Source organism: Mucilaginibacter sp. (assembly GCF_965277465.1).
In the GTDB taxonomy this organism is placed as follows: Bacteria; Bacteroidota; Bacteroidia; order Sphingobacteriales; family Sphingobacteriaceae; genus Mucilaginibacter.
This window is the reverse complement of record NZ_CBDICW010000001.1, coordinates 1,393,774-1,419,854: the sequence shown is the minus strand read 5'-3', so window position 1 is coordinate 1,419,854 and position 26,081 is coordinate 1,393,774. Positions and strand designations below refer to the sequence as shown.

25 protein-coding genes are annotated in these 26,081 nt (G+C 39.3%); 10 read left to right on the top strand and 15 right to left on the bottom strand.

The window, feature by feature from the left end; all coding sequences use genetic code 11:
* Window positions 1–96: 96 nt before the first annotated feature.
* Window positions 97–1,932, top strand: coding sequence for an ABC transporter ATP-binding protein (locus tag ACQY4U_RS06495; protein ID WP_428328582.1), 1,836 nt, complete (start codon window positions 97–99; stop codon window positions 1,930–1,932).
* A gap of 164 nt (window positions 1,933–2,096) precedes the next feature.
* Window positions 2,097–3,068: a nucleotide-diphospho-sugar transferase gene (locus tag ACQY4U_RS06490; protein WP_428328581.1), complete on the top strand. Its 972-nt coding sequence runs from the start codon at window positions 2,097–2,099 to the stop codon at window positions 3,066–3,068.
* 91 nt (window positions 3,069–3,159) lie between these two features.
* Here the strand turns inward: ACQY4U_RS06490 and ACQY4U_RS06485 are convergent, their stop codons facing one another.
* The gene (locus ACQY4U_RS06485) at window positions 3,160–3,825 is read right to left on the bottom strand and encodes a porin family protein (protein ID WP_428328580.1); all 666 of its coding nucleotides are present in this window, start codon (window positions 3,823–3,825) and stop codon (window positions 3,160–3,162) included.
* A 127-nt stretch (window positions 3,826–3,952) separates the two neighbouring features.
* Between ACQY4U_RS06485 and ACQY4U_RS06480 the strand changes: the two genes are divergently transcribed.
* Together ACQY4U_RS06480 and ACQY4U_RS06475 are read left to right on the top strand one after the other, a co-directional pair.
* Window positions 3,953–5,677: a glycoside hydrolase family 3 protein gene (locus ACQY4U_RS06480; RefSeq protein ID WP_428328579.1), complete on the top strand. Its 1,725-nt coding sequence runs from the start codon at window positions 3,953–3,955 to the stop codon at window positions 5,675–5,677.
* A gap of 13 nt (window positions 5,678–5,690) precedes the next feature.
* The gene (locus ACQY4U_RS06475; RefSeq protein WP_428328578.1) at window positions 5,691–6,365 is read left to right on the top strand and encodes an NAD-dependent epimerase/dehydratase family protein; all 675 of its coding nucleotides are present in this window, start codon (window positions 5,691–5,693) and stop codon (window positions 6,363–6,365) included.
* Between the two features lie 51 nt (window positions 6,366–6,416).
* Here ACQY4U_RS06475 and ACQY4U_RS06470 read toward each other — a convergent pair whose 3' ends face one another.
* The 14 genes from ACQY4U_RS06470 to ACQY4U_RS06405 form a co-directional block, all read right to left on the bottom strand.
* Window positions 6,417–6,713, bottom strand: a complete 297-nt coding sequence (locus tag ACQY4U_RS06470; protein ID WP_428328577.1) for a type II toxin-antitoxin system RelE/ParE family toxin — start codon at window positions 6,711–6,713, stop codon at window positions 6,417–6,419.
* Window positions 6,710–6,958: a hypothetical protein gene (locus tag ACQY4U_RS06465; protein ID WP_428328576.1), complete on the bottom strand. Its 249-nt coding sequence runs from the start codon at window positions 6,956–6,958 to the stop codon at window positions 6,710–6,712. Before ACQY4U_RS06465 ends, ACQY4U_RS06470 begins: the two co-directional genes overlap by 4 nt.
* Before the next feature lie 59 nt (window positions 6,959–7,017).
* Window positions 7,018–7,581, bottom strand: a complete 564-nt coding sequence (locus tag ACQY4U_RS06460; RefSeq protein ID WP_428328575.1) for a DUF3109 family protein — start codon at window positions 7,579–7,581, stop codon at window positions 7,018–7,020.
* A gap of 2 nt (window positions 7,582–7,583) precedes the next feature.
* Complete coding sequence (locus ACQY4U_RS06455; RefSeq protein WP_428328574.1) at window positions 7,584–8,363, bottom strand: DUF3108 domain-containing protein; 780 nt, start codon at window positions 8,361–8,363, stop codon at window positions 7,584–7,586.
* A 146-nt stretch (window positions 8,364–8,509) separates the two neighbouring features.
* Window positions 8,510–9,031: a DUF2480 family protein gene (locus ACQY4U_RS06450; protein WP_428328573.1), complete on the bottom strand. Its 522-nt coding sequence runs from the start codon at window positions 9,029–9,031 to the stop codon at window positions 8,510–8,512.
* Between the two features lie 70 nt (window positions 9,032–9,101).
* Window positions 9,102–11,201, bottom strand: coding sequence for a peptidylprolyl isomerase (locus ACQY4U_RS06445; RefSeq protein WP_428329729.1), 2,100 nt, complete (start codon window positions 11,199–11,201; stop codon window positions 9,102–9,104).
* A gap of 105 nt (window positions 11,202–11,306) precedes the next feature.
* Complete coding sequence (gene lptC, locus ACQY4U_RS06440) at window positions 11,307–11,888, bottom strand: LPS export ABC transporter periplasmic protein LptC (protein ID WP_428328572.1); 582 nt, start codon at window positions 11,886–11,888, stop codon at window positions 11,307–11,309.
* 11 nt (window positions 11,889–11,899) lie between these two features.
* Entirely contained in the window at window positions 11,900–13,228 is a 1,329-nt protein-coding gene (locus ACQY4U_RS06435) for a hypothetical protein (RefSeq protein WP_428328571.1), read from the bottom strand.
* Window positions 13,221–13,964, bottom strand: a complete 744-nt coding sequence (locus tag ACQY4U_RS06430) for a type III pantothenate kinase (protein WP_428328570.1) — start codon at window positions 13,962–13,964, stop codon at window positions 13,221–13,223. Before ACQY4U_RS06430 ends, ACQY4U_RS06435 begins: the two co-directional genes overlap by 8 nt.
* Entirely contained in the window at window positions 13,964–14,656 is a 693-nt protein-coding gene (gene purQ, locus ACQY4U_RS06425; RefSeq protein ID WP_428328569.1) for a phosphoribosylformylglycinamidine synthase subunit PurQ, read from the bottom strand. The genes ACQY4U_RS06430 and purQ overlap by 1 nt, the downstream gene beginning before the upstream one ends.
* A 124-nt stretch (window positions 14,657–14,780) precedes the next feature.
* On the bottom strand, window positions 14,781–15,767 hold the full coding sequence (locus ACQY4U_RS06420; protein WP_428328568.1) for a DUF6427 family protein: 987 nt from the start codon (window positions 15,765–15,767) through the stop codon (window positions 14,781–14,783).
* A 56-nt stretch (window positions 15,768–15,823) separates the two neighbouring features.
* On the bottom strand, window positions 15,824–16,813 hold the full coding sequence (locus ACQY4U_RS06415; RefSeq protein ID WP_428328567.1) for a glycosyltransferase family protein: 990 nt from the start codon (window positions 16,811–16,813) through the stop codon (window positions 15,824–15,826).
* A gap of 38 nt (window positions 16,814–16,851) precedes the next feature.
* Window positions 16,852–17,706, bottom strand: coding sequence for a UDP-2,3-diacylglucosamine diphosphatase (locus tag ACQY4U_RS06410; RefSeq protein ID WP_428328566.1), 855 nt, complete (start codon window positions 17,704–17,706; stop codon window positions 16,852–16,854).
* 256 nt (window positions 17,707–17,962) lie between these two features.
* A complete protein-coding gene (locus ACQY4U_RS06405) occupies window positions 17,963–18,493 on the bottom strand; it encodes a DinB family protein (protein WP_428328565.1) in 531 nt (176 codons plus the stop codon).
* A gap of 371 nt (window positions 18,494–18,864) precedes the next feature.
* Between ACQY4U_RS06405 and typA the strand changes: the two genes are divergently transcribed.
* The 6 genes from typA (at window position 18,865) to ACQY4U_RS06375 (ending at window position 26,069) form a co-directional block, all read left to right on the top strand.
* A complete protein-coding gene (typA, locus tag ACQY4U_RS06400) occupies window positions 18,865–20,676 on the top strand; it encodes a translational GTPase TypA (protein ID WP_428328564.1) in 1,812 nt (603 codons plus the stop codon).
* Window positions 20,677–20,802: 126 nt separating this feature from the next.
* The gene (locus ACQY4U_RS06395; RefSeq protein WP_428328563.1) at window positions 20,803–21,831 is read left to right on the top strand and encodes a LamG domain-containing protein; all 1,029 of its coding nucleotides are present in this window, start codon (window positions 20,803–20,805) and stop codon (window positions 21,829–21,831) included.
* Between the two features lie 104 nt (window positions 21,832–21,935).
* Window positions 21,936–22,619 (top strand): class I SAM-dependent methyltransferase, encoded by a 684-nt coding sequence (locus ACQY4U_RS06390; RefSeq protein WP_428328562.1) that lies wholly within the window; start codon window positions 21,936–21,938, stop codon window positions 22,617–22,619.
* A gap of 60 nt (window positions 22,620–22,679) precedes the next feature.
* Window positions 22,680–23,447 carry a class I SAM-dependent methyltransferase gene (locus tag ACQY4U_RS06385; RefSeq protein ID WP_428328561.1) on the top strand — a complete coding sequence of 256 codons (768 nt, stop codon included), beginning with the start codon at window positions 22,680–22,682 and terminating at the stop codon, window positions 23,445–23,447.
* Between the two features lie 2 nt (window positions 23,448–23,449).
* Window positions 23,450–24,577 carry a glycosyltransferase family 4 protein gene (locus ACQY4U_RS06380; RefSeq protein ID WP_428328560.1) on the top strand — a complete coding sequence of 376 codons (1,128 nt, stop codon included), beginning with the start codon at window positions 23,450–23,452 and terminating at the stop codon, window positions 24,575–24,577.
* A 7-nt stretch (window positions 24,578–24,584) separates the two neighbouring features.
* Entirely contained in the window at window positions 24,585–26,069 is a 1,485-nt protein-coding gene (locus ACQY4U_RS06375) for a lipopolysaccharide biosynthesis protein (RefSeq protein ID WP_428328559.1), read from the top strand.
* Window positions 26,070–26,081: the final 12 nt, after the last annotated feature.

Sequence of the window (26,081 nt, the reverse complement as noted above, 5' to 3'; positions counted from 1 at the left end):
TAATCTTTACACTATCAAAATATTGTTAACCTAAAAAATACCGTTAATGGTAATTAGCTAATAACTATTAGCTTTGCACTTTTATTTTCACGTTTAATGAAGACATATTTCAGGCTTCTATCTTTTGCAAAACCTATTGAAAAGTTTGCTATCCCCTATATCATATACACCCTACTATATGTAATTTTCAGCACTTTAGTATTTCCGCTGCTTGTACCATTGCTAAATACACTTTTTGTAGATAATAATGCATGTACCACAAAAGCAGTTGCCGTAGTACAACACCCCGAAATTTGGAATGTTACCGGCTGGTTTAAGTACTATATGAGCTACTTTGTACAAGCCGAAGGCCCCTGGGGAGCATTAAAATACACCTGTACCGTTATCATTATTACTATGGTAATAGGCAACCTTTTCCGCTACCTGTCTGCCCGTACTATGGAAAATTTAAGGGTTCATACCTTGTTAAGTTTACGCCGTTCGGTTTTTGAGAACGTGATGGATATGCACCTGGGTTATTTTAACAACCAGCGCAAAGGCGATATTATTTCAAAAGTAGCATCGGATGTGCAGGTGGTACAGTTTTCGGTAACGGCAACCTTGCAGGTTATTTTTAAAGAGCCTGCTACCATGATCTTTTACCTTATATTATTGTTTACCTATTCGGTAAAGCTTACTTTATGGTCGTTATTGGTAGTACCTATCTCCGGTTTCTTGATCTCTCGTATCGTTAAAAAACTAAAAAGCCAGGCAGTTTCTGCACAGCAAACCTATGGCAATATGATCAGCTACCTCGACGAATCATTACAGGGTATCCGCATTATAAAGGCATTTAACGCTACCGATTTTATTAAAAAGCGTTTTAATGACGAGAACTTAAAGTATTCAAAAATTTTACGCTCAATGGCCAAACGCCAGCAATCGGCGTCGCCGGTGTCTGAAACGCTGGCTGTCACCATGATCTCCTGCATCGTACTTTACGGTGGTTACCTTATCCTCAATAAAAAATCAGATTTGGATGGCGGGCAGTTTATCGCTTACATCGCTATTTTTTCGCAGTTGATGCGCCCGGCAAAGGCAATGTCTGATTCTTTCAGCAATATTCATTCGGGTGTTGCTGCAGGCGAACGGGTGCTTGCTCTTATTGACGAAAAACCAGCAATAGTTGATAAACCCAACGCTAAAGATATTACCGGTTTTAATGATAGCATTGAGTTTAAAAATGTATCGTTTGCCTATGCGGAGAAGCAGATCCTGTCTGACATTAACCTTATCGTGCCTAAAGGAAAAACGGTAGCTTTGGTTGGCCCTTCGGGCGGTGGTAAATCAACACTGATGGACCTTATCCCCCATTTTACTGAACCAAAATCGGGCGAGATCATGATCGACGGGATTAATATCAATGATCTTACTGCACGTTCACTGCGGTCATTATTAGGCGTAGTTAACCAGGAATCTATTTTGTTTAACGATAGCATTTATAACAACATCGCCTTTGGCAAAACCAATGTAACCAAAGAAGAAGTTGAGGCGGCTGCACGCATAGCCAATGCACATCACTTTATTACCGAAACCGAAAAAGGCTACGAAACCAATATTGGCGACAGGGGTGCAAAATTATCGGGCGGACAAAGACAGCGGATCTGTATAGCGCGGGCCGTTTTAAATAACCCGCCAATTATGCTACTGGATGAGGCTACTTCAGCATTAGATACTGAATCAGAAAAATTAGTTCAGGATGCATTAAACAACCTGATGAAGAACCGTACCTCGCTGATTATAGCCCACCGCTTAAGTACCATTCAAAATGCTGATATTATTGTGGTTTTGGAGAATGGTAAAATTGTTGAACAAGGCAATCACATGGAGTTAATAAACAATAACGGGTTGTACCGCAAGCTAATAGATATGCAAACCTTTAATGCCGATTAAGTGTATAAAAGTGTTTTCGCACTTTACACTAAAGACTTAGTTTGTAAGCCCTTGATTTTCATATTGTAACAATTCTTTTTCAAACCCTTTTCCATCCTAATTGTTACTTAGCATACGTATTATTCTTCTCAACTTTGAGTTAATAAGAAAATACTATGTAAAGCATGGGTGAACTTAACTCCAACTACCAAACCAAATCTGCCGTATTATTTGTAATTTTTAACAGGCCCGATACAACGGTGCGTGTTTTTGAACAAATAAGAGCGGTTAAGCCAAAGCGGTTATATATCGCTGCTGACGCTCCACGCCCTGAAATAGAGGGCGAGGACCTGATATGTGCCGAAACCAGGGCCATAATCAATGCTATTGATTGGGATTGTGAATTAAAAACTCTTTTTAAGGACAAAAATGTGGGCTGCCGCGAGGGTGTATCATCCGCAGTCACCTGGTTTTTTGAAAATGAAGAAGAAGGTATCATTTTAGAGGATGACTGCCTCCCTGCTATCAGCTTTTTTAATTTTTGCGATACTTTGTTAGAAAGATACCGCGATGATACCCGTATAAGGCACATTACAGGCTGCAACCTGCAGCAAGGTAAAAAATGGGGTAACAGCACCTATTATTTTTCAAACATGACACATGTTTGGGGTTGGGCCAGCTGGAAACGTGTTTGGAAAGATTACGACAAGAACCTTAACAAGTACAATAACGACGAGGTTGAAGAACAGCTGAGAAATATTTTTGAAGACCCCTTAGTGGTTGATACCTGGAAACATATTTTTGAAGAGGTTAAGGCAGGCAAAATAAATGCTTGGGGCTACCAGCTTGATTTTGCTAACTTTTTTAATAACGGGCTTACCATTATCCCTAACGAAAACATGATCTCGAACATTGGCTTTGATTCCCGCGCTACGCATACGCTGGATGAGAACAGCATTTATGCCAATATGCCTATCCACGAGATTGATGAGATCACTAACCCTGTATTTATACTGCCCGAAAAGCAGGCAGATCTGTTAGTATTAAACCGCGATTTTAATATTGAAGAGAAAAGACGCAGGCAAAATGCTTTCCGTAAAAAGGTAAAGCGCTGGTTTAAATCAGTTATTAAACGTGCGGCTACCTTTTTAGCCTGATCAAAACAGCGTCAATATAATTAGGGTACCACCCATAAAAAAAGCCATCCTGAAATAATCAGGATGGCTTTTTTATCAATAGGGTATGTAATTATTGAAATTTAAACCCTAAGCCAATTTGAAATACCTGGTTACGGTAACCGGGTACATAATAGCTATTATCATCGGTTTGTGCAAAGTCAATCGTATACCTGAAACGCAGCTCAACATTTGGGTTTATATCAAACCCTACACCTATTACACCATCAACTACTGTTTTGTCTGATGTGGTGCTGTAATGATCACGCTCCGTAACGGCAAAGCCATTATCATAAGTATTAGTTGTTGATATTGGGAACGATAGCTGCGGACCTACCACAAAATTAAAGTTTGGTGTTAAACGGAATTTAGCCAACAGCGGTACATCAATAAAGTTACTGCGCTGTGTAAAATTACCATCGGTGGTTTGAGCACTATAACCCTTTTGCGAATACAAAACTTCGGGTGCAAATGATAAAGGGTACACCAGCGGAATATCAAGTGTTAAACCTGCATGCCATGCGGCTATGGTACCTGTACTAAAACTGGAGTTATAGGCATCAACCGTATTGGCAATATTTAAACCTCCGGCAACACCAACCCTAACCCGGTAAAAATCATCAGCCTGGCGGCGTGGCGGCGGGCGTCTTACTACCCTGCGTTGGCCATAATAATAACCTTGTGCGCTTACTGAACCCGCAACCAGCAGGCATATAGCTAAAAAGAGAATTTTTTTCATGATAATATGTTTTAATATACTCATAGAGTTAAAAACAATACAAAGGTTTATTCACTATTGTTTTTTTTATGACATTATCTGATCAAAAATCATTTTAACGACATCAGATTTAAGCTACATTTGAACTATGATGGTAAGTAAACGGGGCTTTAAATGCGCCTTAATTATTGCAATTAATTTAACGGCACTCAACGTATTTGGGCAAAAAGAAGATTTTATAAAATCATTAAATCATCAAAATCATTGGGTTGATTCGGTTTTCAGGAAAATGAACCGCAAACGCAGGATAGCGCAACTATTTTTTGTTCGTGCAAACACGGATAAGGGAAAGGCTTATGCTGATTCAGTAGCCGGGATAATAAAAGATGAGCAGGTTGGCGGGCTCGTATTTTTTCAGGGTGGGCCCGTGCGCCAGGCAAGCCTGGCAAACAGTTACCAAAAACTGGCTAAAACACCCCTGTTGATTGCCATGGACGGCGAATGGGGTGTAGGGATGCGGCTGGATTCGACCACTTCATACCCCTACCAGATGACTTTAGGTGCTGTGCAGGATAATGCCCTGATCTATAAAATGGGGCAACTTGTTGCTTTTGATTTTAAGCGCCTGGGCATGCAAATGAATTTTGGGCCCGATATGGATGTCAACAACAACCCCAATAATCCCGTGATCAATTACCGCTCATTCGGCGATAACAAATACAATGTGGCAGCAAAGGGTATTGCCTACTTAAAGGGCATGCAGGATGAGGGCCTTTTAACCACCGCTAAGCACTTTCCGGGGCATGGTGATACCAATGTCGATTCGCACCTCGATCTGCCTTTGCTGCCCTTTAGCAGGGCGCGATTAGACTCTCTGGAAGAATATCCTTTCCGCGAAGCGATAAAAGCTGGCATCAGCGGTATTATGATAGCGCACATGAACATTCCGGCTTTGGATACTACCAAAAAATTACCGTCTACCCTGTCAAGGCCTATCGTGACCGGAGTTTTAAAAGATTCATTAGGCTTTAAAGGGCTTGTGGTATCTGATGCAATGGAAATGAAAGCCGTTACCAAATATTTTCCTGACGGCGAAGCTGATCTAAAAGCGTTTTTAGCCGGTAATGATATTATTGAGCTGTCAGAAAATTCAGCCCTCGCCATAAAGAAAATCAGGAGGGCCATCCGCAAGGATGAAATTAGCCTGGCCGAGTTTGATGCCAAGGTAAAAAAGGTATTGGCGGCTAAATACTGGGCAGGGCTAAATCATTACCACGAAATTGAAACAGCCAACCTTGTACAGGATTTGAACAGGCCTGTAGCGAAAGAGCTGATCCAGCAGCTTAGCGATGCTGCTGTTACCGTAATAAAGGGCGATGCAAATTCCCTGCAATTAAATCCACTACAAAAAACAGCTATTATCAGTATAGGCGTAACAAAGGGAACAGTTTTTCAGCAGGAATTAGGGCGCTGGTATACCAACAGCACTATGTTTATGGTAGGAAAAAACTCTCCGCAAGCCGAATTAAAAGCCCTGCTGGCAACATTAACCCAATACGACCAGGTTTATTTAAGCATAAACGATACCCGCTTACGCCCTGCAAGCAAGTTGGATTACAGTAGTGATGTTAAAACATTTATAAGCGAATTAGCAGGACATAGAAATACAGTAATCAGCGTTTTTGCTAATGCCTATACCATTGCCGGTCTACCCGGGATTGAGAAAAGCGGTACGCTTATTGTCTGTTACCAGATGACGGATGAGCTGCAACGATCGGCAGTGAAAGTAATTACCCGGCAGTTAAAAGCTACAGGCAGGTTGCCCGTTAGTATAAATGCTGTATTCACAACAGGTATGCGGGCAAGCCTGTAAAACATTATCAAAAATGGAAACAAAAATAAAAGCGATTATAACAGGAACTACCGGCATGGTTGGCGAAGGCGTACTGCACGAGTGCTTACAGCATCCTGATGTAGCATCCGTTTTGGTGATCAACAGGAAGCCGTGTGAAGTAACACATCCTAAATTAAAAGAGATCATTCATGCTGATTTTTTTGACATTACCGCTATTGAAAGTCAACTGTCTGGCTATAACGCTTGTTATTTTTGCTCAGGTGTTTCATCTGTTGGGATGAAAGAGCCGGAATATTATAAAATGACCTATACCCTTACCTTGCATGTTGCTGAAACCTTGAGCAGGGTAAATCCGGAGATGACGTTCTGCTATGCTTCGGGCAGCGGTACGGATAGCACCGAAAAAGGCCGATCCATGTGGGCACGAGTAAAAGGCAAAACAGAAAACGACCTGATGAAGTTACCCTTTAAACGGGTATTTAATTTCAGGCCAGGTTATATGCACCCTATCAAAGGGTTAAAGAATGTTTTACCTTACTATAAATATATCGGCTGGTTATACCCGGCTTTCAGAACCATCTTCCCCAATTTTGTAAGCACCCTTACCGAATTAGGCTTAGCTATGATAAATGTTACCCGCTTTGGCTATACCAAACAAATTTTGGAAGTAAAAGACATTGTAGCTTTAGCAAAGCAGGTTGAATGATTATAGCCTAAATTAGTCTATAATTAATATTAACATCCAACTTTGATTGAATTATCTTAATTTATTTTTAGGATTACGGCTGGTGTGAAATATAGCCAAGACAGTAATCTGTTCAAGTTCCTTGTTTATGGTATATACAATTAAGAAAGGAAATTTATCAGCCCGTGCCTCATGGAAGTTTTTGTATGAAGCTTTATAATGAAGTGGGTTATTACAAACGTGGATTAATTTATTATAGATCGCAACGCTGAATAGTTTACCAAGGCCCTCCCTTTGTTCTTCGTACCAGATGTAGGCATCGGTAAATTCTTCTAAAGCTTCTTGCCTTAATACATAAGAGTAGGTCATTTAATGGCTTTTCGGTCTGCTAAAGCCTGTTGTGCTATCGCTACTGTTTCATCCCATGTAAATATTTTACCTATACCAAGTTTATGATCATCAGCTCTTTTATCCAACTCTTTTTTTTGCTCGGTACTTAATTTATAATCACCCGGAAATTCACTTTCAAGCAAAGTATAAATAGCTTTTAGCTTTTTATCTTCTGCCGAATCTATATAATCATGCAATTGTTGTCTTATTTGTGTTGTGCGCATAATAGGCCTCTTTTCCCAAATTTAAGCAATTGTATGAAATAGTTGAAAAAGTTTTGTCTTTATATCCCGGCAACGGTATCCTCTAATTCCTGGTACCATTCTTCACCGTATTTGCGGATCAGCGGGCCTTTTAAAAACTGGTGAACACTTACCTTCAACTCGTTGCCAAATGAGCATGCGGGGCTGCAAATGCTCCACCTGTCGTAATTCAGTACGTCAAACTCAGGGTACTTGGTTATACGGATAGGGTACAGATGGCAGCTGATAGGTTTCTTCCAGTTTATAGCACCGGTTTCGTATGCCTTTTCAATAGCGCATTTGGTAATGCCGTTTTCCCATATCACGTAAGCACACTCTTTATTAACATCTACGCAAGGCGTGGTATAATCCCCTTCAAAGTCTGTTACGTAGGTTCCTTCGCGCTCAATGGTTGCAATTCCCTTGGCCGTCATAAAGGGTTTTACTTTCGGGTAGATCTCATCAAGAATTTCAAGTTCATTGGCATCAAGCGGTGCGCCCGAATCGCCTTCAAGGCAGCAGGCACCTTTGCATTTATTTAAGTTACATACAAAATTTTCATTTACTACATCTTCATGCACTAAAACGTGGCCTACCTCAATCATCTTTATTTTTTTAAAGGATTTAATGGAAACTTTAAATTTTTAGCTCCTGTTAAATCCATAGTTACACTACCTACAACCAATTCAACATGCGCCTTTACGGGAATCCTGTTGTTATCGTCAGTAATCCACAAATATAGCTTACTGTTCTTTCTAAACACACGGCCTGGAATAATTGTAGGATTAAATTTCAAACAATTAAATGTCCCCATCGAGCATTCCATCTTCTCCTTCCCTGCATAAGTGATTTCCAGAGTATGTACGCCATCCTCTAAAAAGTATTGCAGATCAAACTTGTCACCTATATGGATCTTTGAAATATCAATGCTCCGCGCAAAATAATAGGCCGATAAAAAGTCAAAAACTTTGCCCTTAAAAGGATAAACACCCTTATTAGCGGTTATTTTATTATCCGAATGGTTAAAGGTTACGTTATCGCTATGCTTATAGCTGGCTTCTTTCCTGTTTTCGGTATAAAAGTAAGGTTGTAATGTTTTTTGGTCAACATAGGTTTCATAGCGGTTGCGTACCTTGTAAAAAACATCAAAGGTACCGGCAGTTTTACTATCGGCTACAATATGATAAGCTGGGTGCCCGTCAAACTTCTTATCGCTTTCCGAAACCTTAATATTCGCTTCGGCAGCGGTAAAAAAACCATATTTTAATTTGTAGTCCAGTTCCTCGCCTGCCTTAAATACAGGTTCGCCTAAATAATTTATTTCCTGGCTGAATGACAGGGAAACACTTGTTGCTAAAAAGAACAGGAACAGAAAATATTTCTTCATTGTTGTTATAAGTCAGATGCTTTAAGCTTAAGTCTAAAGCTTTATAATTGTTTCTTTTTTTGATCTGATACTTCTGACTTTATAACCGGCCAAAAGTCAATTTACTGAATATAAACTTTCATTATATTGACATTAGGCCCTGAAACTTAAACCTGTTCTTTCTTTTTATAGATCGGAACAGTTGAGCAAGGCTCACCAAACATCAGGCTTTTTACAACCGGTGTAAGTTTTTTTGTTAATTCAACATAAGCCGAAACCGGTACAGCAATATCGCCACAGCCCTTTATAACGATGCGCTGATCGCGGTATTGTTCCACATCAATTTTTGCAAGGTTTTTTTCAAACAGCACGGTTTCCAGTACATCCAGATCGCCAAAAACAACTTCGAGCGCGTAGGGTGCCATCCTGTTTGCTAACAGCATATAGGCCCAGGTAGGCACTATTGCATCGGCACTGCAGGTTACAGCCACATACTTGCCCTTATATTGCTGCCAGTCGTGTGCTTTTACAAACTCACGGAAATCCTTTTCCCGCAGCATCAGCTCCATAAAAAGGTTATCTTTTATATCATAGATCACCCTTTCGCCTTGGGGATAAAACGCAGCAGGATCTAAAGTGACCAACCCGCTCTGTGCTACCTTATTCACAAAATTTTCCTGTATCTCCATTGTCTTATAAAATAAAAAATCCGGGACAGACCTAAAGCCATCCCGGATGTAAAATTACTTTAAAATATTACTATAAGAACTTAGCTCTGTAATCTTTTACATTCGCCTTATCTTTCAGCGCATCAAATATTTGTGGTTCTGACCTCTGTAGCAAAGCCTGGCCCAATTGTTCCTTCTCTCTAACCGCATTGGTTAAAGGAGCCGGATTAATAAAGCTGTCAACAACAAATACAAATACACCCTGCTGGCCCGCAACAGGTTTTGATATTTTATTAGGCTGTGAACCAAACACAGTACCAATTAATTTATACTCAGCTGATGAACCTGGGATAACCGGGTTAGCAAAAACAATGTTTTGGATTGGTACAACCTTGCTGCCTGCTTTTTGAGCAACCTGGTCAATTGATGATGATCCGTTTAATGCTGCCTGTAGCTTATCAGTAAGTAGTTTACCTTTTACTAAGTTTTTAACCATTGGCTCAATCTGTTTTTTAACAGCATCCAATGATAACTGACCTTTAGGTTTAATCTGCACTAAATGGGTTATGATATATTGATCGCCCGATATATAAACCTTATCGGCAAAATCACCTTTTTCAGCACCAAATGCCCATTTAACAATATCGCGGGCACTTTCAACACCCGGAATTGTTGCAGCAACACCGTTTACATCAGTTGCAGTTTTCTTTTGCAAGCCTTCTTTTTTAGCTAATTCATCAAAATTATCTTTTGTTAAGTTACCTAAAAAGCCTTGTGCCTTGCTGTAAACAGCTGTTTGCGTAGTGCTACTGGCTTTTAAAGGCACATCAACCAATGCTACTTTAACTACCTTTGATGATCCTTTTTGATCCTGGATTTCAATCAGGTGAACACCATATTGTGACGGAACAACTTTTATATCGCCTTTTTTACCGCTAAATACTGCATCTTCAAAAACCGGGATCATTGCGCCACGGGCAAATGTTCCTAAATCACCGCCTTTTACAGCTGAGTTTTTATCAATAGAGTACATGTTAGCCATATCAGCAAATGATTTACCACCCTCGATCAGTTTTTTGATCGAATCGGCTTTGGCAATTGCTTTATCTAAACCAATAGTTTTATCATCAATAAGGATATGACGTGCTTTTACCGAATCAGGCTCAACGCGCGAATCCTCAAGTTTTGCCATTTTATAGCTGCCTGCCGTTAAGTAAGGGCCATATACAAATCCTTTTGAAGCGCTGAACATTACTGAATCAAGCTTAGGATCTAAACGTCCTTTATGCAGGTAAGCGATAGGCACTTTAGTTTCAGAGTTGATCTGTACAAACAATGAATCGTTGGTGCTTGCTTTGAAAGAAGCAGCCAATTTTTCGGCCTGGGCTTTTATTGCTGCCGAATCAGCCTTTGATGGTGAAGCGTTAAAGCTTACATAATCAAACGTTCTTAACTCCTGCGGAGATTTAAACTCGGCTTTATGATCATTATAGTAGCTGTTGTAATCATCATCGGTAACGGTGATCTTACTGTCGGGTACAGAAGCATAATCTAAAGTAGTATACTTAAAGTTAACCAGTTTATTTTTGGCTTCGTAATCATCCTTAGCCTCAAGCGAGTTAACGTATAAACCGTTAGTTACCAGTGAAAGGTATTTTTCAGATACTTTGGCCTGGATCATTTGCGTGATAAAATCTTTCCACTGCTGTCTTAACGGATCGTCGGCTTTTGCAGCGTTCAGGTTGGTTAAAAATGTATTCAACCTGTTTCTGTCCAGCTGCCCTGTTTTAGGGTCGCCAAAAGCCTGTACAATCTGTGGGTTAGGGTTGTTACCGCTAACCATTGCCTGCGCTTCGTCTGATCCTACAACTAATCCTAATTTTTCAACTTCTTTTTGAAGTATCAGCTGGCTAACATACGTATTCCAGGTAGTTTCCTGTACGTAGCTCATAATCTGAGGCGTTAATTCATTTTGACCAGATTGTTGTTTGAACTGAGCGCTGTTTTGCTCAACCCTTTTGTTAAAATCGTCATAAGGAACTTTTTCACCACTAACTTCGCCAAGCATGTTACGGTCATCCCTAAAGAATGATCCTCCGGAGCGTACAACCTCACCTATAATAAAAGCAAGCAGCGCGAATCCAATAAAGAATGCGAGAATTTTCCCCATCCTCTCGCGCAAAAAACCCATAATACCCATATACCTATATAATTTTTATATTGCTAAAAAGAGGGCGCAAGATACAATTTTTAGTAAAATTCTATAACACAAAATTTTGTATCAAAAAATTAAGATTTATTGTCCCTGATTTTCCTTTACGTGGAACACCCCTGTTGAATTATCAATGTGCCAGGGATACAAACTTTCGTTACTGTTTGCGCCTGTACCTTCCATTACATTGCCGTTTGCACTGGTTAGCTGAACGGCTTTGGTGGTGTACATCTTTTTTTTATCGCCGTCGTAAATTAACTCTTCTGATTTAAATGTTTCGCCCTGTGTGTTGGTGGCCACCACGTTTTTACGGAACTCGATAACGTTTTCTTTATCGTGCATGATAGAATAATCGGCAGTGATGGTGCCCTTTTCTTTCAAATCCTCATCGTAAAAAACAATTTTTACACCCTTTGGGGTTTCACGGTATGTTTTGGGCGTTTCAGAGTGCTCAATCATTAAAGGCGCCGTAAGATGCGCCTTTACCCTGGCCGAATCGCTGTAAATAACATCAACGCCGGTTGACCGTGAAATGGGTTTATCTTCTTCCTTCGACGCTATTTTTTGAATATCGTTCAAATTGTTTTCGCATGCGCTTAACAGCAGCATGCAAATTAACAGTGCCGGCAAATATAGGCTTAAGATCTTTTTTGCCTGACTATCCATAAACGAAAGGATTACTCGAATTTATATTTCTGGAACCACTTATCGTTAAGCGTAAAGCCTAAATGCAAGTTAACATAGTTTTCTTTAACCAATCCGTTGGTCAATGTTCCACGCTGGCCTAACTCGGCCGAGAAATTGATCTTGTAAAAACTGGTTAAGTTTTGTGATGGTGCCAGTGGCAAGCCAAACCCGAAGGTTAAAGCGTATTTTTTGATGGTAGTGTTGTTTAAGCTTAAGTAAGTATCATCATAAATAGCACCGAACCTGTAGTCAACACGTGCAAAATAGTTGTGTGTACTGCTTGAATTTGGTGTTATCTGCCCGCCTACGTTAACAGTTTTGCTATTTTGGAAACCTGCATTTGCGCCTGATATAGTAAGGCTGCTCCAGTTACCAATGGTATAATCGGCACCTAATAAAAACTTACCGTCGCTTTGGTATGATACCCCGAAGTGGTTGATCTGCGGTAATTTGATCTTGGTTTTAGTACCTGTTCTGCTAATTACTGAATCGGCAGCAACGTTTTCATTACCACTGCTATCATAAGTATACTGGCTTACAATATAAGTGTTTGTGTTATTTAATGATGATGCGGTAGATGCTGAATAACCTAATACCAGGTGTTTAAACTCAGTAAAATCAAAAGAGTATTGTACACCGTAATCATAATTAAAGCCGTTAATACTATTGCTTGATTGCACCCTTGAGTTTAATGTACCATAAAGTGAAGGAATCTCAGTTGAGCTGGTTTGTATCAGGTTACCAAATATGTATGATATGTTGGCACCAATAAGCAAATGCTTGCCTAAACCAAAACCATACCCTAAGTAAGCTTTTGATAAACCACCATCGCCCTGGTAAACATAATTAACAGCATTGGTATCAACCGGCGAACCTGTTCCATAACCTGTTTTAAGGGTTTGCTTGTAGTTGTAACCCATTTCGGTATAAGGTAATAAACCAAAGCTTAATGCTGATTTATGCGTAACCGGTATGGCAAATGCTACGTGGCTTAACCTGAAATTTGCATTGGTTGAACCTGTTTGGCCGCTTTGGCTAAGGCTTACTACGTTTGAGTAAATACCAACATCAATAGTAGTTAAGTTTATTGCACCGTACGATGCAGGGTTAAGTACGTTTATATTATTGTAGCCGCTAATTCTGTTTATAGCTGTGGCAATACTACCCATAGCGCGGGTTTGTGGCATTAATGCAGGATCATAATCGCCCAAACCATACCTTGAGTAAGGCGAACTTGTGGTAGCGGCCGATTGTGCCATTGCTCCCGATGCAGAAACGGTAAGTAAAAATAGTATAAAAATCCTGGTATAGTTAGTCATTATTAGTTTGTATGGCTGCGTTTAATCCTTTTAGAACCAAGTGGGGTTCAATTTTAACATAGGGGGCAAAGATGCTATTTTTCAGTAGAGTATCAAAAAAAATGCTATCACCGCCACTAAGTACAATATTCAGTTCCTCACCGTTTTTTTTATAGCTTTCAATAAAGCCTGTTAATTCGTATTTTATTCCGTTTTGCACTCCCGATTGTATGGCCGTTGTGGTATTGTTACCATAACCTGCTTTAAAATCATCATCGGCACTGATCAATGGCAGGCCCGATGTATAATAATTTAAAGCCTTATAACGCATATTTAATCCCGGTGATATACTGCCGCCGAAATAATTTCCGGCTGCATCAACCCAATCATAAGTTATACAAGTACCGCCATCAATAACCACATTGCTTTTAGCGGGGTATAAATTATGCGCCCCAATAACTGCCGCCAAACGATCAAGCCCGAGTGTGTGTGGTGTTAAATAATGGTTTTTGATACCTGTTGCCATTGCCGCACTAAATTCTATCAGCTTAACTTTTGTTGCCAACAGGGTTTGCCACTCTTGTTTTTCTTTTTTTACTGATGATATAACGGCCTTTTCAACGGCGTAACTATCCAGTAGTTTATTGATGGTTGTTGTATCTGTAAACTGGTGTTGCTCAGTGTGCTGCAACTGGTTATGATTAAAAATGGCAATTTTTGTATACGTATTGCCAATATCAATAACCAGGTTGGCCATTAGGCTTTAACCAATGCTAATATTGATTCAAAAATTGCAAGCCCATCCTCGTTAGCTACCAATGCATCAGATGCGCGTTCCGGATGCGGCATAAAACCAAATACGTTACGGCCAACATTACAAATACCTGCAATGTTATCCAATGATCCGTTAGGATTAGCGTCTGTAGTAATGTTACCGGCTTCGTCGCAATATTTAAACAATACCTGGTCGTTAGCATAAAGTGCTTTTACTACATCGGCATCAGCAAAGTAATTACCCTCGCCATGTGCTATCGGGATTTTTAATGCCCGCTCAGGATCAATCTGTGATGTAATTAACGAGTTCGTAGTTTGTGCCTTCATATAAATATTGCGGCAAATAAACTTACGGTTCTCATTATGCAGCAGCGTACCTTCTAAAAGGCCAGCTTCTGTTAATACCTGGAAACCATTGCAAATACCCAATACGTAACCGCCTTTGGCAGCAAACTGGATAACTTCCTGCATAATTGGTGAGAAGCGCGCTATGGCTCCTGAACGAAGATAATCTCCGAAAGAAAATCCGCCCGGCAACACAATAAATTCGGCGCCTTGCAAATCATGGTCTTTATGCCATAAACGAACCACTTCCTGGCCCATTATTTTTTCTAATACGTAAATGATGTCTTCATCACAATTAGATCCCGGAAATACTACTACTCCAAATTTCATTAAAATTGATTTTAAGCGGCAATTAAGCCTGTCATGAACTGTTTTATTCAATTTACAAAACTGTACATGATGGTTTTATGGTACAAAACTAATATAACAGCGGTAATTTGAACGAATGTAAAAGTTAAAAAGTGTTAAACTGAAAATAAACTATGCTGATTAACAGCAATAAATACAGTGTTTCGTAAAACCATTTACGGCTGGCATATAAAAAATAGTATGAAAAAAACACAGCCGCCGGGATGGTGCACAATAAAAAATGATCAATATTAAACGGCGTATTTACATAAAATGATAAAGCCGCTATCAGAAAAATAACAAACAATAACTGGAACGATTTGCGCACCTGCACATAGCTTTTAAAAAAGTTTTGCTGCAGCTTAACCACGCAAAGCACCAAAATTACAATAACCGGAATTAATATCAGGTAACTGGTGTAATGAATACTGATACTATCAGGAAACTTGGTGCCCAGCGGGAGCCAGATATTGTAAAACTGCCCGAGGCTGTTATTTAAATAGTAATATACTGCCAAAAAGAAAAACAGGGTGGCAAAGCCAATAACACCGGCCAAAATCTCGCGCCAGTTAAACGGCCTGAAGATCAGTAAACCTACCCATACCACTAAAAACAGGTAAATAAATGGCAAATATAAAATAGTGCCTGCGGCTACTATCATCCCCAAATCAAATGCTGTCGACTTTACATCATTGCTTTTGTAAAAACTGAACAACTTAAACAGTATCCATATTACCAAAAAGTTACAAAGTAAAGGCGGGCTCAAAATAAGGAAAGGGGTAAACAAGCCCGACACTGTGATGTACATTAAACCCGGTAAAAACGTAGGCTTGCCCAACAAGTTATAATGATTTACCAGGTGATTTAGCAGCAAGGCCTGTATAAATATAAGCACTGCCGCAAAAAACACATTAACAGATGCCCGCATAGCGTACTGGTACGATACCGGCAGCAGCAAACGGTTAAATGGACGCGCAAAAGCAAACTCTATTTGAGCCGGGGCACTATGCAAATAGCCTATGCGCAGTACAAACAATAATATTGCAAGCCATAAAATACTAAGTGGATTAAGCGCCTTGAAGAAATTGATCATTAAGCCTTTGTTTGCGAGTGCGAAATTAGCACAAAACTAATTATGATTAAAGCGGCTTAAGGCTTTACAAAGCGTTTTATCATATTATCTATGATTTGCGCTGTTTCATCGGGGAAGTTTACCCGTATTTTTTTATCATCGCTCAGCCAGTTATTGATGTGGAAAACAAACTGGTCATCAATTTCGTGAATTACAGGTACACCCATCCGCGAGGCAGCCAAGGCATTGCATTGCTGCTCGTACTGCCCTTTCATAGGTATCATTAATACCTTTTTTTGCAGATACAATGCTTCGGCAGGGCCCTCAAAGCCGCCGCCTGTAAGCAGGCCCTCGCAACTGGCAAGGCTTTTATTAAACGCTTCGTTATTTACCGGGAAGATCTCCACATTGCCTTCGCGGTAATGCGTTTTCTGGCGTTTTGAAAAAATCTGCCACTGCACATCTTTTGTTTTATTAAGATGCCGGGTAAGCAGCTTATCATCATAAGCAGGCAAATAAACGGTATAGTGCCCCAGGTTTGATGTGGTTAAATTGCGAATCTCGCTTCGGATGACCGGGGTATGGATAAAATCATCATAACGCTCAAAGTGGAAACCAATATGGTACGTAGTGGGCGAATAATATTTAAGCAGCCACTCGGCATAACTCCATTTTACAGGGCGCGGCGTATTTGGCGATACAAAAGAGCATTGGTGGCTCAATGATACTGATGGTATTTTTTGCAGTTTGCAGGCCCAGGCGCTAACCGGTTCAAAATCATTTATAATAAGGTCGTATTGTTTTAATGGCAGGCTGCGTATATCTTTAAACAGCCGGGGCAGGTTCATTAATTTTAGCGTTGCCCAGTTATCAACCCCGCCATTGGTGCCAAAAACAAAGCTAAACCCATGAAATTTATATTTAAGCGGCTGTGCCAGGCTAACCTCGGCCTCGGTACCGCTTACCAGCAGATCAACCTCGCCATACTTTTGCAGCAGGGGTACAATTTCGCGGGCACGACTTATATGGCCGTTCCCTGTTCCCTGTATTGCGTAAAGTATTTTCATTTGGTTGAGTTAACAAATATAGACGGACTTGTTTAAAATCAATCCTGTTCCTGTTTAAATCTTTCAAACAAAACTTTTATATCCATTTTGGCATCCAGGTCTTCAATATCTGTTTTATCGTCCTCGTCAGTATCGCTGTTAAAGTTTTCGGGCTCGTACTTAAAAATGGTCCAGTCGCCATTGTGATATTCAAGCGCGGTAAGGCTCTCCACCCAATCGCCTGAGTTAAGGTACAATACAGAACCTGTTTTATCGGTTGATTCAACCTCCCTTATCTCGGCATGGTGAATATGCCCGCAAATTACGTACTGATAGTTTTTATCAACAGCAAGATCAGCGGCCGTTTGCTCAAACTGGTTAATAAATTTAACGGCTTCCTTAAAGCGGGCTTTTACCTTTTGCGAAAAGCTCATTTTTTGCCTGCCCAAAGCAGTAAGGAACCAATTGGTTAGGCTGTTGATCAATATCAGTGTATCATAACCAACGGCGCCTAATTTAGCCAGCCATTTAGAGTGCTGCATGGTAACATCAAACACATCACCATGGAAGATCCATGCTTTTTTACCATCAATATTCAACACTATTTTGTTAAGCAGCTGGAACGACCCCAGATCAAAATCGGCAAACTTGCGCAGCATTTCGTCGTGGTTGCCTGTAAGGTAATAAACAGGCACACCTTCGGTAACAAACTTCAGGATACGGCGCACCACCTTCATGTGGGCCTCGGGCCAGTACGATTTACTAAACTGCCATATATCAATAATATCGCCGTTTAAAATAAGCATCTTGGGTTTTATGCTCTTGAGGTATTTGAGCAGTTCTTTGGCGTGGCAGCCGTAGGTGCCTAAATGCACATCGGATATTACCACAATATCTACTTCGCGTTTTGCCATTAAAATTGGGGGGATATTGTTCCATCCGGTAAGTTGTACCGGCAAAATGTAAGAGAATTATACAAGCAACGATTAATCTTCTTCGTCGTCGTCATTAACTTTTAGTTCAAATGGGCTGAGGTAAAAAACACCTACTAAAAACAGTAAGCCCACCACAACCATATAAGCAAACTCAAAATGCATCGTCTACAAATTTTTACAAATATCCGTGAATCAGATTATTATAGTGTTAAGACTTTGTTAAATGTAAAAGGTTTCACACAGCGCGAAATTTATTTTCAACACGGTGTAACTGATTGATATGGTGCTGCAAATGGATACGGATAAACTTTAACCACTGCCTGGCATTAAGCACACCCAACCGCGGGTGCTTGATACGCGCTTCGTCTGATGAATTATAAACCAGCAGGGCAATCTCATCTATCCGCTTACGGCATTTAATAAGCTGATTCTTAGCTTCTTCTTTACTTATTTTCTCGGCAGGCATTTTTTCAGCAACCTTTGGAGGTTCTTTTATTTTTAGCGGCGGAAAGCTCCCCATTAGCATCGTATAGTATCCCCAAAATGATAGTCCTTTTTTTGTTGGCTCACAATTACTATGGGTGCAACGCTCCATGGCAATGCACGATTTTAAGGTTGCCTTTAAAATATGCGAATACACTTCGGCGTAAGACCAGCCGCCACCCGGAGGAGTTACCGTAAACAGATCATCAGGAATAAGATCAAGTTGTGCGCGGTAATCATCCAGCGCGGTATCAATGGCTTTTTGCTCCGTTAGCAGGTTCATAAAAGTAAAGTTAGTTTTTTACCCTGTGATTTATACAGGGAAGAAGAAATCTTATCCGTCATAAAAAAAAGAGAAAAAAAGGTCTGATCGTTATATTAATATTAAACGTATACAAAAGATATTGTTTTGCTAAACATACACTCATATACGGTTATTAAACATAATCAGCTTTTACAATGATTGTATTAAACCGGTGCATGTATTTTATATAACGTACAGCTATGCTTCAAGATGTCAATTTATTAAGATTTATGCCTTTTAATTAACCTTTGTTTGTTAACTCCACATCATTATTTTACTATTTACTTGCAAACGCTTTAAAAATTAACTAAATAACCTTACCTTTGCGCCAAAATTAAGAGGCGCATTTAATGCAAAAAATTAGAAACATAGCGATCATCGCTCACGTTGACCACGGTAAGACTACTCTGGTTGATAAAATATTACACAGTTGTTCAATTTTCAGAGACAACGAATCAACCGGTGAATTGATACTGGATAATAATGACCTTGAACGCGAACGTGGTATTACCATCGTTTCAAAAAACGTTTCGGTTATGTACAAAGATGTTAAGATTAACATTATTGATACTCCTGGTCACGCCGACTTTGGCGGTGAGGTTGAGCGTGTATTGAAAATGGCCGATGGCGTTCTTTTACTTTGCGATGCTTTTGAAGGCGCTATGCCTCAAACCCGCTTTGTAACACAAAAGGCTTTGGCTTTAGGCTTAAAACCAATTGTTGTTGTAAACAAGGTTGATAAAGAAAACTGCCGCCCTGAAGAGGTTTATGAACAAATTTTTGAATTGTTCTTTAACCTCGAAGCTACTGAAGATCAACTGGATTTCCCGGTTATCTACGGTTCTTCAAAACAAGGCTGGATGAGCACCGACTGGAAAGTACCTACAGATAATATTTTTCCGTTAATGGATGCTATTCTTGCTAACATCCCTCCTGCTCCTATTGCCGAAGGTACTTTACAAATGCAGATCACATCATTAGATTACTCTTCATTTGTTGGTCGTATTGCAATTGGCCGTGTGGCCCGTGGTACCATTAAGGAAAACATGCCGGTATCATTGGTAAAACGTGATGGATCTATCCAGAAATCAAGAATAAAAGAATTATATACGTTTGAAGGCTTAGGTAAAGTACGTGCTACTCAAGTAAGCTCGGGCGATATTTGTGCGGTTGTAGGTATTGAAGGTTTTGACATTGGTGATACCATTGCTGATTTTGACAAACCAGAACAACTTGCAGTTATAAAAATTGATGAGCCTACCATGAACATGTTGTTCACCATCAATACTTCGCCGTTTTTTGGTAAAGAAGGTAAGTTTGTGACTTCACGTCACCTGCGCGACCGTTTATACAAAGAAATGGAAAAGAACCTTGCACTTAAGGTTGTTGAAACCGAATCTCCTGATTCATACTTGGTATATGGCCGTGGTATCCTTCACTTATCAGTATTGATTGAAACCATGCGTCGCGAAGGTTATGAGTTACAGGTAGGCCAGCCGCAGGTTATCATCAAAGAAATTGATGGTGTTAAATGTGAGCCGGTTGAAACGCTTATAGTGGACGTACCCGGAGAAGTTGCCGGTAAGGTAATTGAACTGGTAACACAACGTAAAGGTGATTTATTGGTAATGGAGCCAAAAGGCGATTTACAGCACCTTGAGTTTGATATACCTGCACGTGGTATTATCGGCTTACGTAACAACGTATTAACAGCTACAGGTGGCGAGGCTATTATGGCACACCGCTTTAAAGCTTATGAGCCTTGGAAAGGTTCAATCCCCGGCAGGGCAAATGGTGTATTGGTATCAATGGATACTGGTAAAACTACTGCTTTTGCTATTGATAAATTACAGGATCGTGGTCGTTTCCACATCGATCCGGGAGTTGATATTTACGAAGGACAGGTTTTAGGCGAGCACATCCGCGATAACGATTTGGTTATTAACTTAACTAAAGGCAAGCAATTAACCAACATGCGTGCATCAGGTAGCGATACCAACGTGCGTATTGCACCAGCTATCAAATTCTCGTTAGAAGAATCAATGGAGTATATCCAGGCCGACGAATACATAGAGGTAACACCACAAAGCATCCGTATGCGTAAGATCTACCTGAATGAAAACGAAAGAAGGATTAACGCTAAGAAGTTTACAAACCAATAATAAGGTTAGTAAAACATAATATTGAGCCCCCTGCTAAAACAGGGGGCTTTTTTATTTATTGCATATCTGGTAAATTCTTGTGATATTTAAACCGAAATCAATCTATCTGATTTACTAAACCTCATCATGAAAAAATACCACCTCCTGTTAATTGCACTTGTTGCTGTTGCCTATTGTTCTTGTAAGAAAACCGAATCAATAGTACCGCATGACAGACTTCAAAAACTTCTTTTAAAGGATACATTACAATTGTACGTTGGCGAAGTAAAAAATGTACCCATCACCATTTCACCTTCAAACTATCATTTGGATTCATTAAAGTATATCTCATCTGATCCTTCGGTAATCACTATTTCAGATAGCGGCGTAATGAAAGCCCTCAAAATAGGAACCTCTCAAATTTCAATAACTAACATATCTAAGTCTATAACAGTTAGTACAAATGTAACGGTTGTACCTGCCCCTATTGATAGTTTAAAACTTGCATTAATAGCGTATTATCCGTTTACTAAGAGTAGCGCCTCAGATTCCTCCGGCTTAGGAAATAATGGAACTGTTTACGGAGCAAAGTCAGTACCCGACCGTTTTGGTAACGCAAATGCAGCATTCCAATTTGATGGTATGAGCAGTTATATATCAGTTAAAGATAATTTATACCTAAGGCTTTATGAAACTGATTTCACGCAAAATGCCTGGGTTAAGTTGAGTGATTACAATCCGTCATATGGTTCAGTAATATTAGGTAAAAGAATCCCTGGAATAGCTGATGCCGGATACACTTTTTCTATTGGCGGTTATATAAACACTCCCGGTATGTTAACTGAAGGCACTTTACATTTTGGCCCTGGCGGCGGTTCAATTAACAATGCATTCGGCACTAAAATTGTAACGTTAAATCAATGGCATATGGTTACAAACATTTATAGCTATACTAACCAAACCCTTACCATTTATGTTGATGGTATTTTGGATAATATTACAACAAATATAGCTGCTCCTAATGCAAGTATAGGTGCTAATGTTTACATAGGCCGGGATGATCCAAACAATACCGATAACGGTTATTTTATACAAGGACTTCTTGACGATATCCGGATTTATAACAGGGCTATTTCTGCCTCGGAAGTTAAAAAATTATACAATCTAACTCATTAGCATTCTGTTAAAAAAGATTAAAAGGAGTGGAATTAATTTTATGCCTTTTATCATTTTAGAGCTATCTGAATAGCAATGCAGTTAGAAAATGTTAAATTCGCCGCATGAAAGGTAATACACGGTTAAACCCCTCTATATTCCATACCCGCTATATTTCACTCACGCAACTAAGAGATGCAACGGTTAAAGAAATAAACAAACTTACCGATCAAAAAAAAGATCAGCTATTAGTTGATTTTGGCTGTGGGGATATGCCTTATCGTAGCATTATTGAACCTTTAACAGGCAAATACCTTGGTGTTGACCTGGAAATGAACTCAAAGGCTGATCATCATATAGGGTTTGACAGTAAAACCACCTTACCCGATAATTATTGTGATATAATTCTCTCTAACCAGGTGTTGGAACACGTTGATACTCCACCGGGATATTTACAGGAAGCCCTGCGTATTTTGAAACCAGGTGGTTCAATGATCATTAGTACACATGGATATTGGTTTTACCACCCTACACCTAATGATTACTGGAGATGGACAAGTGCCGGCTTAAGAAAAATAATTGAGGCCGAAGGTTTTAAAATAAATTCATTTTTCGGGATCATGGGCTTAGCTGCAAGTGGGCTTCAACTATTTCAGGATGGCATCTGCGTTAAGCTTCCTAAGTTTTTAATTCCGCCGTTTGCATTGGTCATGCAAGGGTTGATTGGCCTATTCAATAAAATAAACTCGCAGGAACAGCGCAACCGCGATGGAGCTATCTATGTTATTGTAGCACAAAAGCCCCTTTAATAATTATTTAAGTAACTTTGTAACTGATATATCGCTTTAAATATATTCTCTGTATTTGTAATGACTGAAAATCCGAACCGCGACAATGTTGTGTCTTATTACGATGAGCACGTTAAAAACAAGCTTAACGATTATATAGTAGTTAACCCTCGTATTGAATTTGGATGGCAAACTATTAAACAATTTGCACCGCTAAATCCCAAGCGTATATTAGAAGTTGGTTGCGGCATGGGTAGCATCAGCGCCCGCATGCATAAACGCTGGCCTGAAGCAGTAATTACGGGTATGGATATAAGCACTTTATCTATACAAATTGCGCAAAAACTTTTTGCTGATGATAAGCTTAATTTTAAAGAATCAATATTAACTCCTGATACTTTTGATGAGCAGTTCGACCTGGTTATATTTATGGATGTTTACGAGCATATTGCTGTAAATGACAGACCAGATGTACACGCGGCACTGGCCAAAATATTAAGGAACAAAGGGCGTGTTATTTTAACAGTACCAACACCGCATAACCTGATATGGTCATTAGTTAATAAGCCGGAAACCATGCAGCCGGTTGATGAGCATATCTCATTTGATGTAATTGGTAAATTAGCTGCTGATACTGGTACCGAAGTTATATTTTACGAGAAGAAAAACGTTTGGAATGTTGGTGATTACGCTCACATCGTAACTGAAAAAAACGATGATTTTGAAGCTGAGTTTTTCAAAAACAAACCAGTAACAGCACTTCAGCGCAGTAATCGTATATTTAATAAAGCAAAGTACAAACTGGGAAGCATATTTCGCAAATATTACGTCCGTAAAAAATTAGGATAAATATGAGCGCTGAATACAATTTATGTATTATAAAGCCTAATAAATCTGCTTTTTCCGAAACCTTTATCCAGGCGCATATTGATCGCCTTGCAGGCCATAAAAAGGTATTGTACGGCGGGGCATTTCCTGTTTATGACAGTGAAGACAAAACACTTATCAAATCAAAGCTTGGCTTACTGAGCTATTTGATCCAAAAAAAAATTTTTAGGCGTAAAAACATCCGGGTCAGAACAAATGCGCTTAAAAATTATTTGCTCAATAACAAAATTGATATTGTGTTTGCCGAATATGGTATGGTTGGCGCTTCGGTAACCGACGCCTGCAAGCTGGCAAAAGTTCCGTTGATCATTCATTTTCATGGTGCTGATGTTTATCATCGCGAAACAGTTGCATCCTATGCCGCTCTTTACCAGTCTGCATTTAAATATGCCAGTGCATTTATTGCCGTATCGGCTGATATGGCCGAAACGCTTAAACAAATGGGCGCACCTGCCGATAAGATTTATAATGCATCATGCGGTGTAGATACAAATGCATTCCCTTTATTAGATATTTCAGCCTCAAAAAATAACTTTCTGTTTGTAGGCCGGTTTGTTGAAAAAAAGTCCCCCCTCTCATTAGTCAGAGCATTTAAAATAGTTACTGAAAAACTCAACGATGCACGATTATGGATGGTTGGTGCGGGCCCCCTTTTTGATGCAACCAAAAGTCTTATACACGAACTTGGTCTCGAAGATAAAATCACCCTTACCGGCGTTCAGAAACCTGCAGAGATCCGCAAGCTGATGAAACAGATGCGGGCATTTGTGCAACACTCCGTAAAGGCTAAAAATGGCGACAAGGAAGGTACGCCGCTTACTGTTTTAGAAGCATCTTCATCAGGCCTACCTGTAGTTTCGACCAGGCATTCCGGCATAAAAGAGGCCGTTATTGAAAATAAAACCGGCTTTTTAACAGATGAGTATGACATAAATGGCATGGCGCAAAAAATGATAAGTCTGGCTGAATCACCGCAACTTGCTATAAAAATGGGAGAGGAAGGGCATGAGCACATGGTAAATAATTATGATATTAATTTACGTATAGAATTGCTGGATAGCATTATAAAAAAAAGCATAGGTAATAACTAACAAAAAAATGGACCTATTAAAAAGGCAGGGATTTTTTAACAGCCTGATATTATATGCAGGTACGGCCTTAGGTTTTTTTAACCTTATTGTTTTATTTCAGCGTTTTTTAACTATTGAGGAAATTGGGTTCTTCTCCCTCATGATCGCAATATCCCTTCTTTACGCCCAAATTGCATCATTAGGTATAAGTAATGTTATTCTTAAGTTTTTCCCATATTACCGTAGTGACGATAAGCAACATGGCGGTTTTGCCACGCTTGCAATTATTTGGAGCCTGATAAGCTTTGCACTGTTTACATTACTTTTTTTACTTTTCAAAAATTCAATTATTGATTTTTATAAAGAAAAAAAGGGAGCATCATTGCTGGTAAAATACTTTTATTACCTTATCCCATTATCGTTTTTAACCATGGCTTTTGCTGTGTTGGAGAGTATGGCTCTTACCGTTTTTAAAAACGTATTATCTTCATTTCTACGCGAAGTAGCTCTACGGGCATTTACATTGGTAAGCGTATTGCTTATCGCGGCAGCTGTTATAAACTACCATGATTTTTTATTGATCTATATGGCTGCTAACGTAGCCATTATATTGATACTGCTAATCAGTATAGTAAAAGGAAAGCATTTTAAGCTTCCAGTTGTATCGCCCCAATTATTAAGCGAAAAGAAAAAATTTATTAGCTACGGTATTTTTACTGTATTAAGCGGTAGCTCATTCGTGATGATCCAAAATCTGGATATTATTATGCTGAGCTTGCTTACTACCCAGTCACTCAGTTTTGTAGGTATTTATGGAACTTTTTTCAGTATTGCAATGGTAATCAGTTTACCGGCTAAGGCCCTCAGTCGCACTTCATTGCAAATAGTTGCACAATCATGGGTAACAAATGACCTCGCTAAAATTGGTAAAATATATTATAAAACATCAATAGTACAAATGCTGATAGGTTGCCTGCTTTTTATAGGTATGGTTGTAAACAGAGATTTTATTGTTATGCTGTTGCATAAACCACAGTATGCCGGTTATTTTAATGTTTTTATAATAGTGGGGTTTGCTTTTTTAGTTGATATGACCGGAGGGCTAAACGGCTATATCATGAACGTCTCAAAATATTATCGTTTAACTACTGTATTCATTGTATCGGCGGTTGTATTTTGTGTTGTAGCTAACTGGATACTTATTCCTGCTATAGGAATGATGGGCGCTGCGGTCTCTTATTTCCTTACCATGCTTGTGCTTAATTTTGTATACTGGTTATTTGTAAAAGTAAAGTTTGGTTTACAGCCATTTGGTAAGGTGCATTTGTTAATTATTGGCATAAGTGTTATTTGTTTTTTAATTGGATTTTATTTACCGGCAATATCAAATATATACTTAAATACCATTTACAGGTCGGTAATTGTTACATCCATCTATTGCTTTTTAGCTTATAAGTTCAATATTTCTGAAGACATCAATGCCGTTTTCAATAATTTTTTATCAAAAAAATAAATAATCCCTTTA

What these genes read in the sequence shown, in the direction of transcription:
- ACQY4U_RS06495 (WP_428328582.1), top strand. Translation starts at nt 97, where the DNA reads ATGAAGACATATTTCAGGCTTCTATCTTTTGCAAAACCTATTGAAAAG.
- ACQY4U_RS06490 (WP_428328581.1), top strand. Translation starts at nt 2,097, where the DNA reads ATGGGTGAACTTAACTCCAACTACCAAACCAAATCTGCCGTATTATTT.
- ACQY4U_RS06485 (WP_428328580.1), bottom strand. Translation starts at nt 3,825, where the DNA reads ATGAAAAAAATTCTCTTTTTAGCTATATGCCTGCTGGTTGCGGGTTCA.
- ACQY4U_RS06480 (WP_428328579.1), top strand. Translation starts at nt 3,953, where the DNA reads ATGATGGTAAGTAAACGGGGCTTTAAATGCGCCTTAATTATTGCAATT.
- ACQY4U_RS06475 (WP_428328578.1), top strand. Translation starts at nt 5,691, where the DNA reads ATGGAAACAAAAATAAAAGCGATTATAACAGGAACTACCGGCATGGTT.
- ACQY4U_RS06470 (WP_428328577.1), bottom strand. Translation starts at nt 6,713, where the DNA reads ATGACCTACTCTTATGTATTAAGGCAAGAAGCTTTAGAAGAATTTACC.
- ACQY4U_RS06465 (WP_428328576.1), bottom strand. Translation starts at nt 6,958, where the DNA reads ATGCGCACAACACAAATAAGACAACAATTGCATGATTATATAGATTCG.
- ACQY4U_RS06460 (WP_428328575.1), bottom strand. Translation starts at nt 7,581, where the DNA reads ATGATTGAGGTAGGCCACGTTTTAGTGCATGAAGATGTAGTAAATGAA.
- ACQY4U_RS06455 (WP_428328574.1), bottom strand. Translation starts at nt 8,363, where the DNA reads ATGAAGAAATATTTTCTGTTCCTGTTCTTTTTAGCAACAAGTGTTTCC.
- ACQY4U_RS06450 (WP_428328573.1), bottom strand. Translation starts at nt 9,031, where the DNA reads ATGGAGATACAGGAAAATTTTGTGAATAAGGTAGCACAGAGCGGGTTG.
- ACQY4U_RS06445 (WP_428329729.1), bottom strand. Translation starts at nt 11,201, where the DNA reads ATGGGTTTTTTGCGCGAGAGGATGGGGAAAATTCTCGCATTCTTTATT.
- lptC (WP_428328572.1), bottom strand. Translation starts at nt 11,888, where the DNA reads ATGGATAGTCAGGCAAAAAAGATCTTAAGCCTATATTTGCCGGCACTG.
- ACQY4U_RS06435 (WP_428328571.1), bottom strand. Translation starts at nt 13,228, where the DNA reads ATGACTAACTATACCAGGATTTTTATACTATTTTTACTTACCGTTTCT.
- ACQY4U_RS06430 (WP_428328570.1), bottom strand. Translation starts at nt 13,964, where the DNA reads ATGGCCAACCTGGTTATTGATATTGGCAATACGTATACAAAAATTGCC.
- purQ (WP_428328569.1), bottom strand. Translation starts at nt 14,656, where the DNA reads ATGAAATTTGGAGTAGTAGTATTTCCGGGATCTAATTGTGATGAAGAC.
- ACQY4U_RS06420 (WP_428328568.1), bottom strand. Translation starts at nt 15,767, where the DNA reads ATGATCAATTTCTTCAAGGCGCTTAATCCACTTAGTATTTTATGGCTT.
- ACQY4U_RS06415 (WP_428328567.1), bottom strand. Translation starts at nt 16,813, where the DNA reads ATGAAAATACTTTACGCAATACAGGGAACAGGGAACGGCCATATAAGT.
- ACQY4U_RS06410 (WP_428328566.1), bottom strand. Translation starts at nt 17,706, where the DNA reads ATGGCAAAACGCGAAGTAGATATTGTGGTAATATCCGATGTGCATTTA.
- ACQY4U_RS06405 (WP_428328565.1), bottom strand. Translation starts at nt 18,493, where the DNA reads ATGAACCTGCTAACGGAGCAAAAAGCCATTGATACCGCGCTGGATGAT.
- typA (WP_428328564.1), top strand. Translation starts at nt 18,865, where the DNA reads ATGCAAAAAATTAGAAACATAGCGATCATCGCTCACGTTGACCACGGT.
- ACQY4U_RS06395 (WP_428328563.1), top strand. Translation starts at nt 20,803, where the DNA reads ATGAAAAAATACCACCTCCTGTTAATTGCACTTGTTGCTGTTGCCTAT.
- ACQY4U_RS06390 (WP_428328562.1), top strand. Translation starts at nt 21,936, where the DNA reads ATGAAAGGTAATACACGGTTAAACCCCTCTATATTCCATACCCGCTAT.
- ACQY4U_RS06385 (WP_428328561.1), top strand. Translation starts at nt 22,680, where the DNA reads ATGACTGAAAATCCGAACCGCGACAATGTTGTGTCTTATTACGATGAG.
- ACQY4U_RS06380 (WP_428328560.1), top strand. Translation starts at nt 23,450, where the DNA reads ATGAGCGCTGAATACAATTTATGTATTATAAAGCCTAATAAATCTGCT.
- ACQY4U_RS06375 (WP_428328559.1), top strand. Translation starts at nt 24,585, where the DNA reads ATGGACCTATTAAAAAGGCAGGGATTTTTTAACAGCCTGATATTATAT.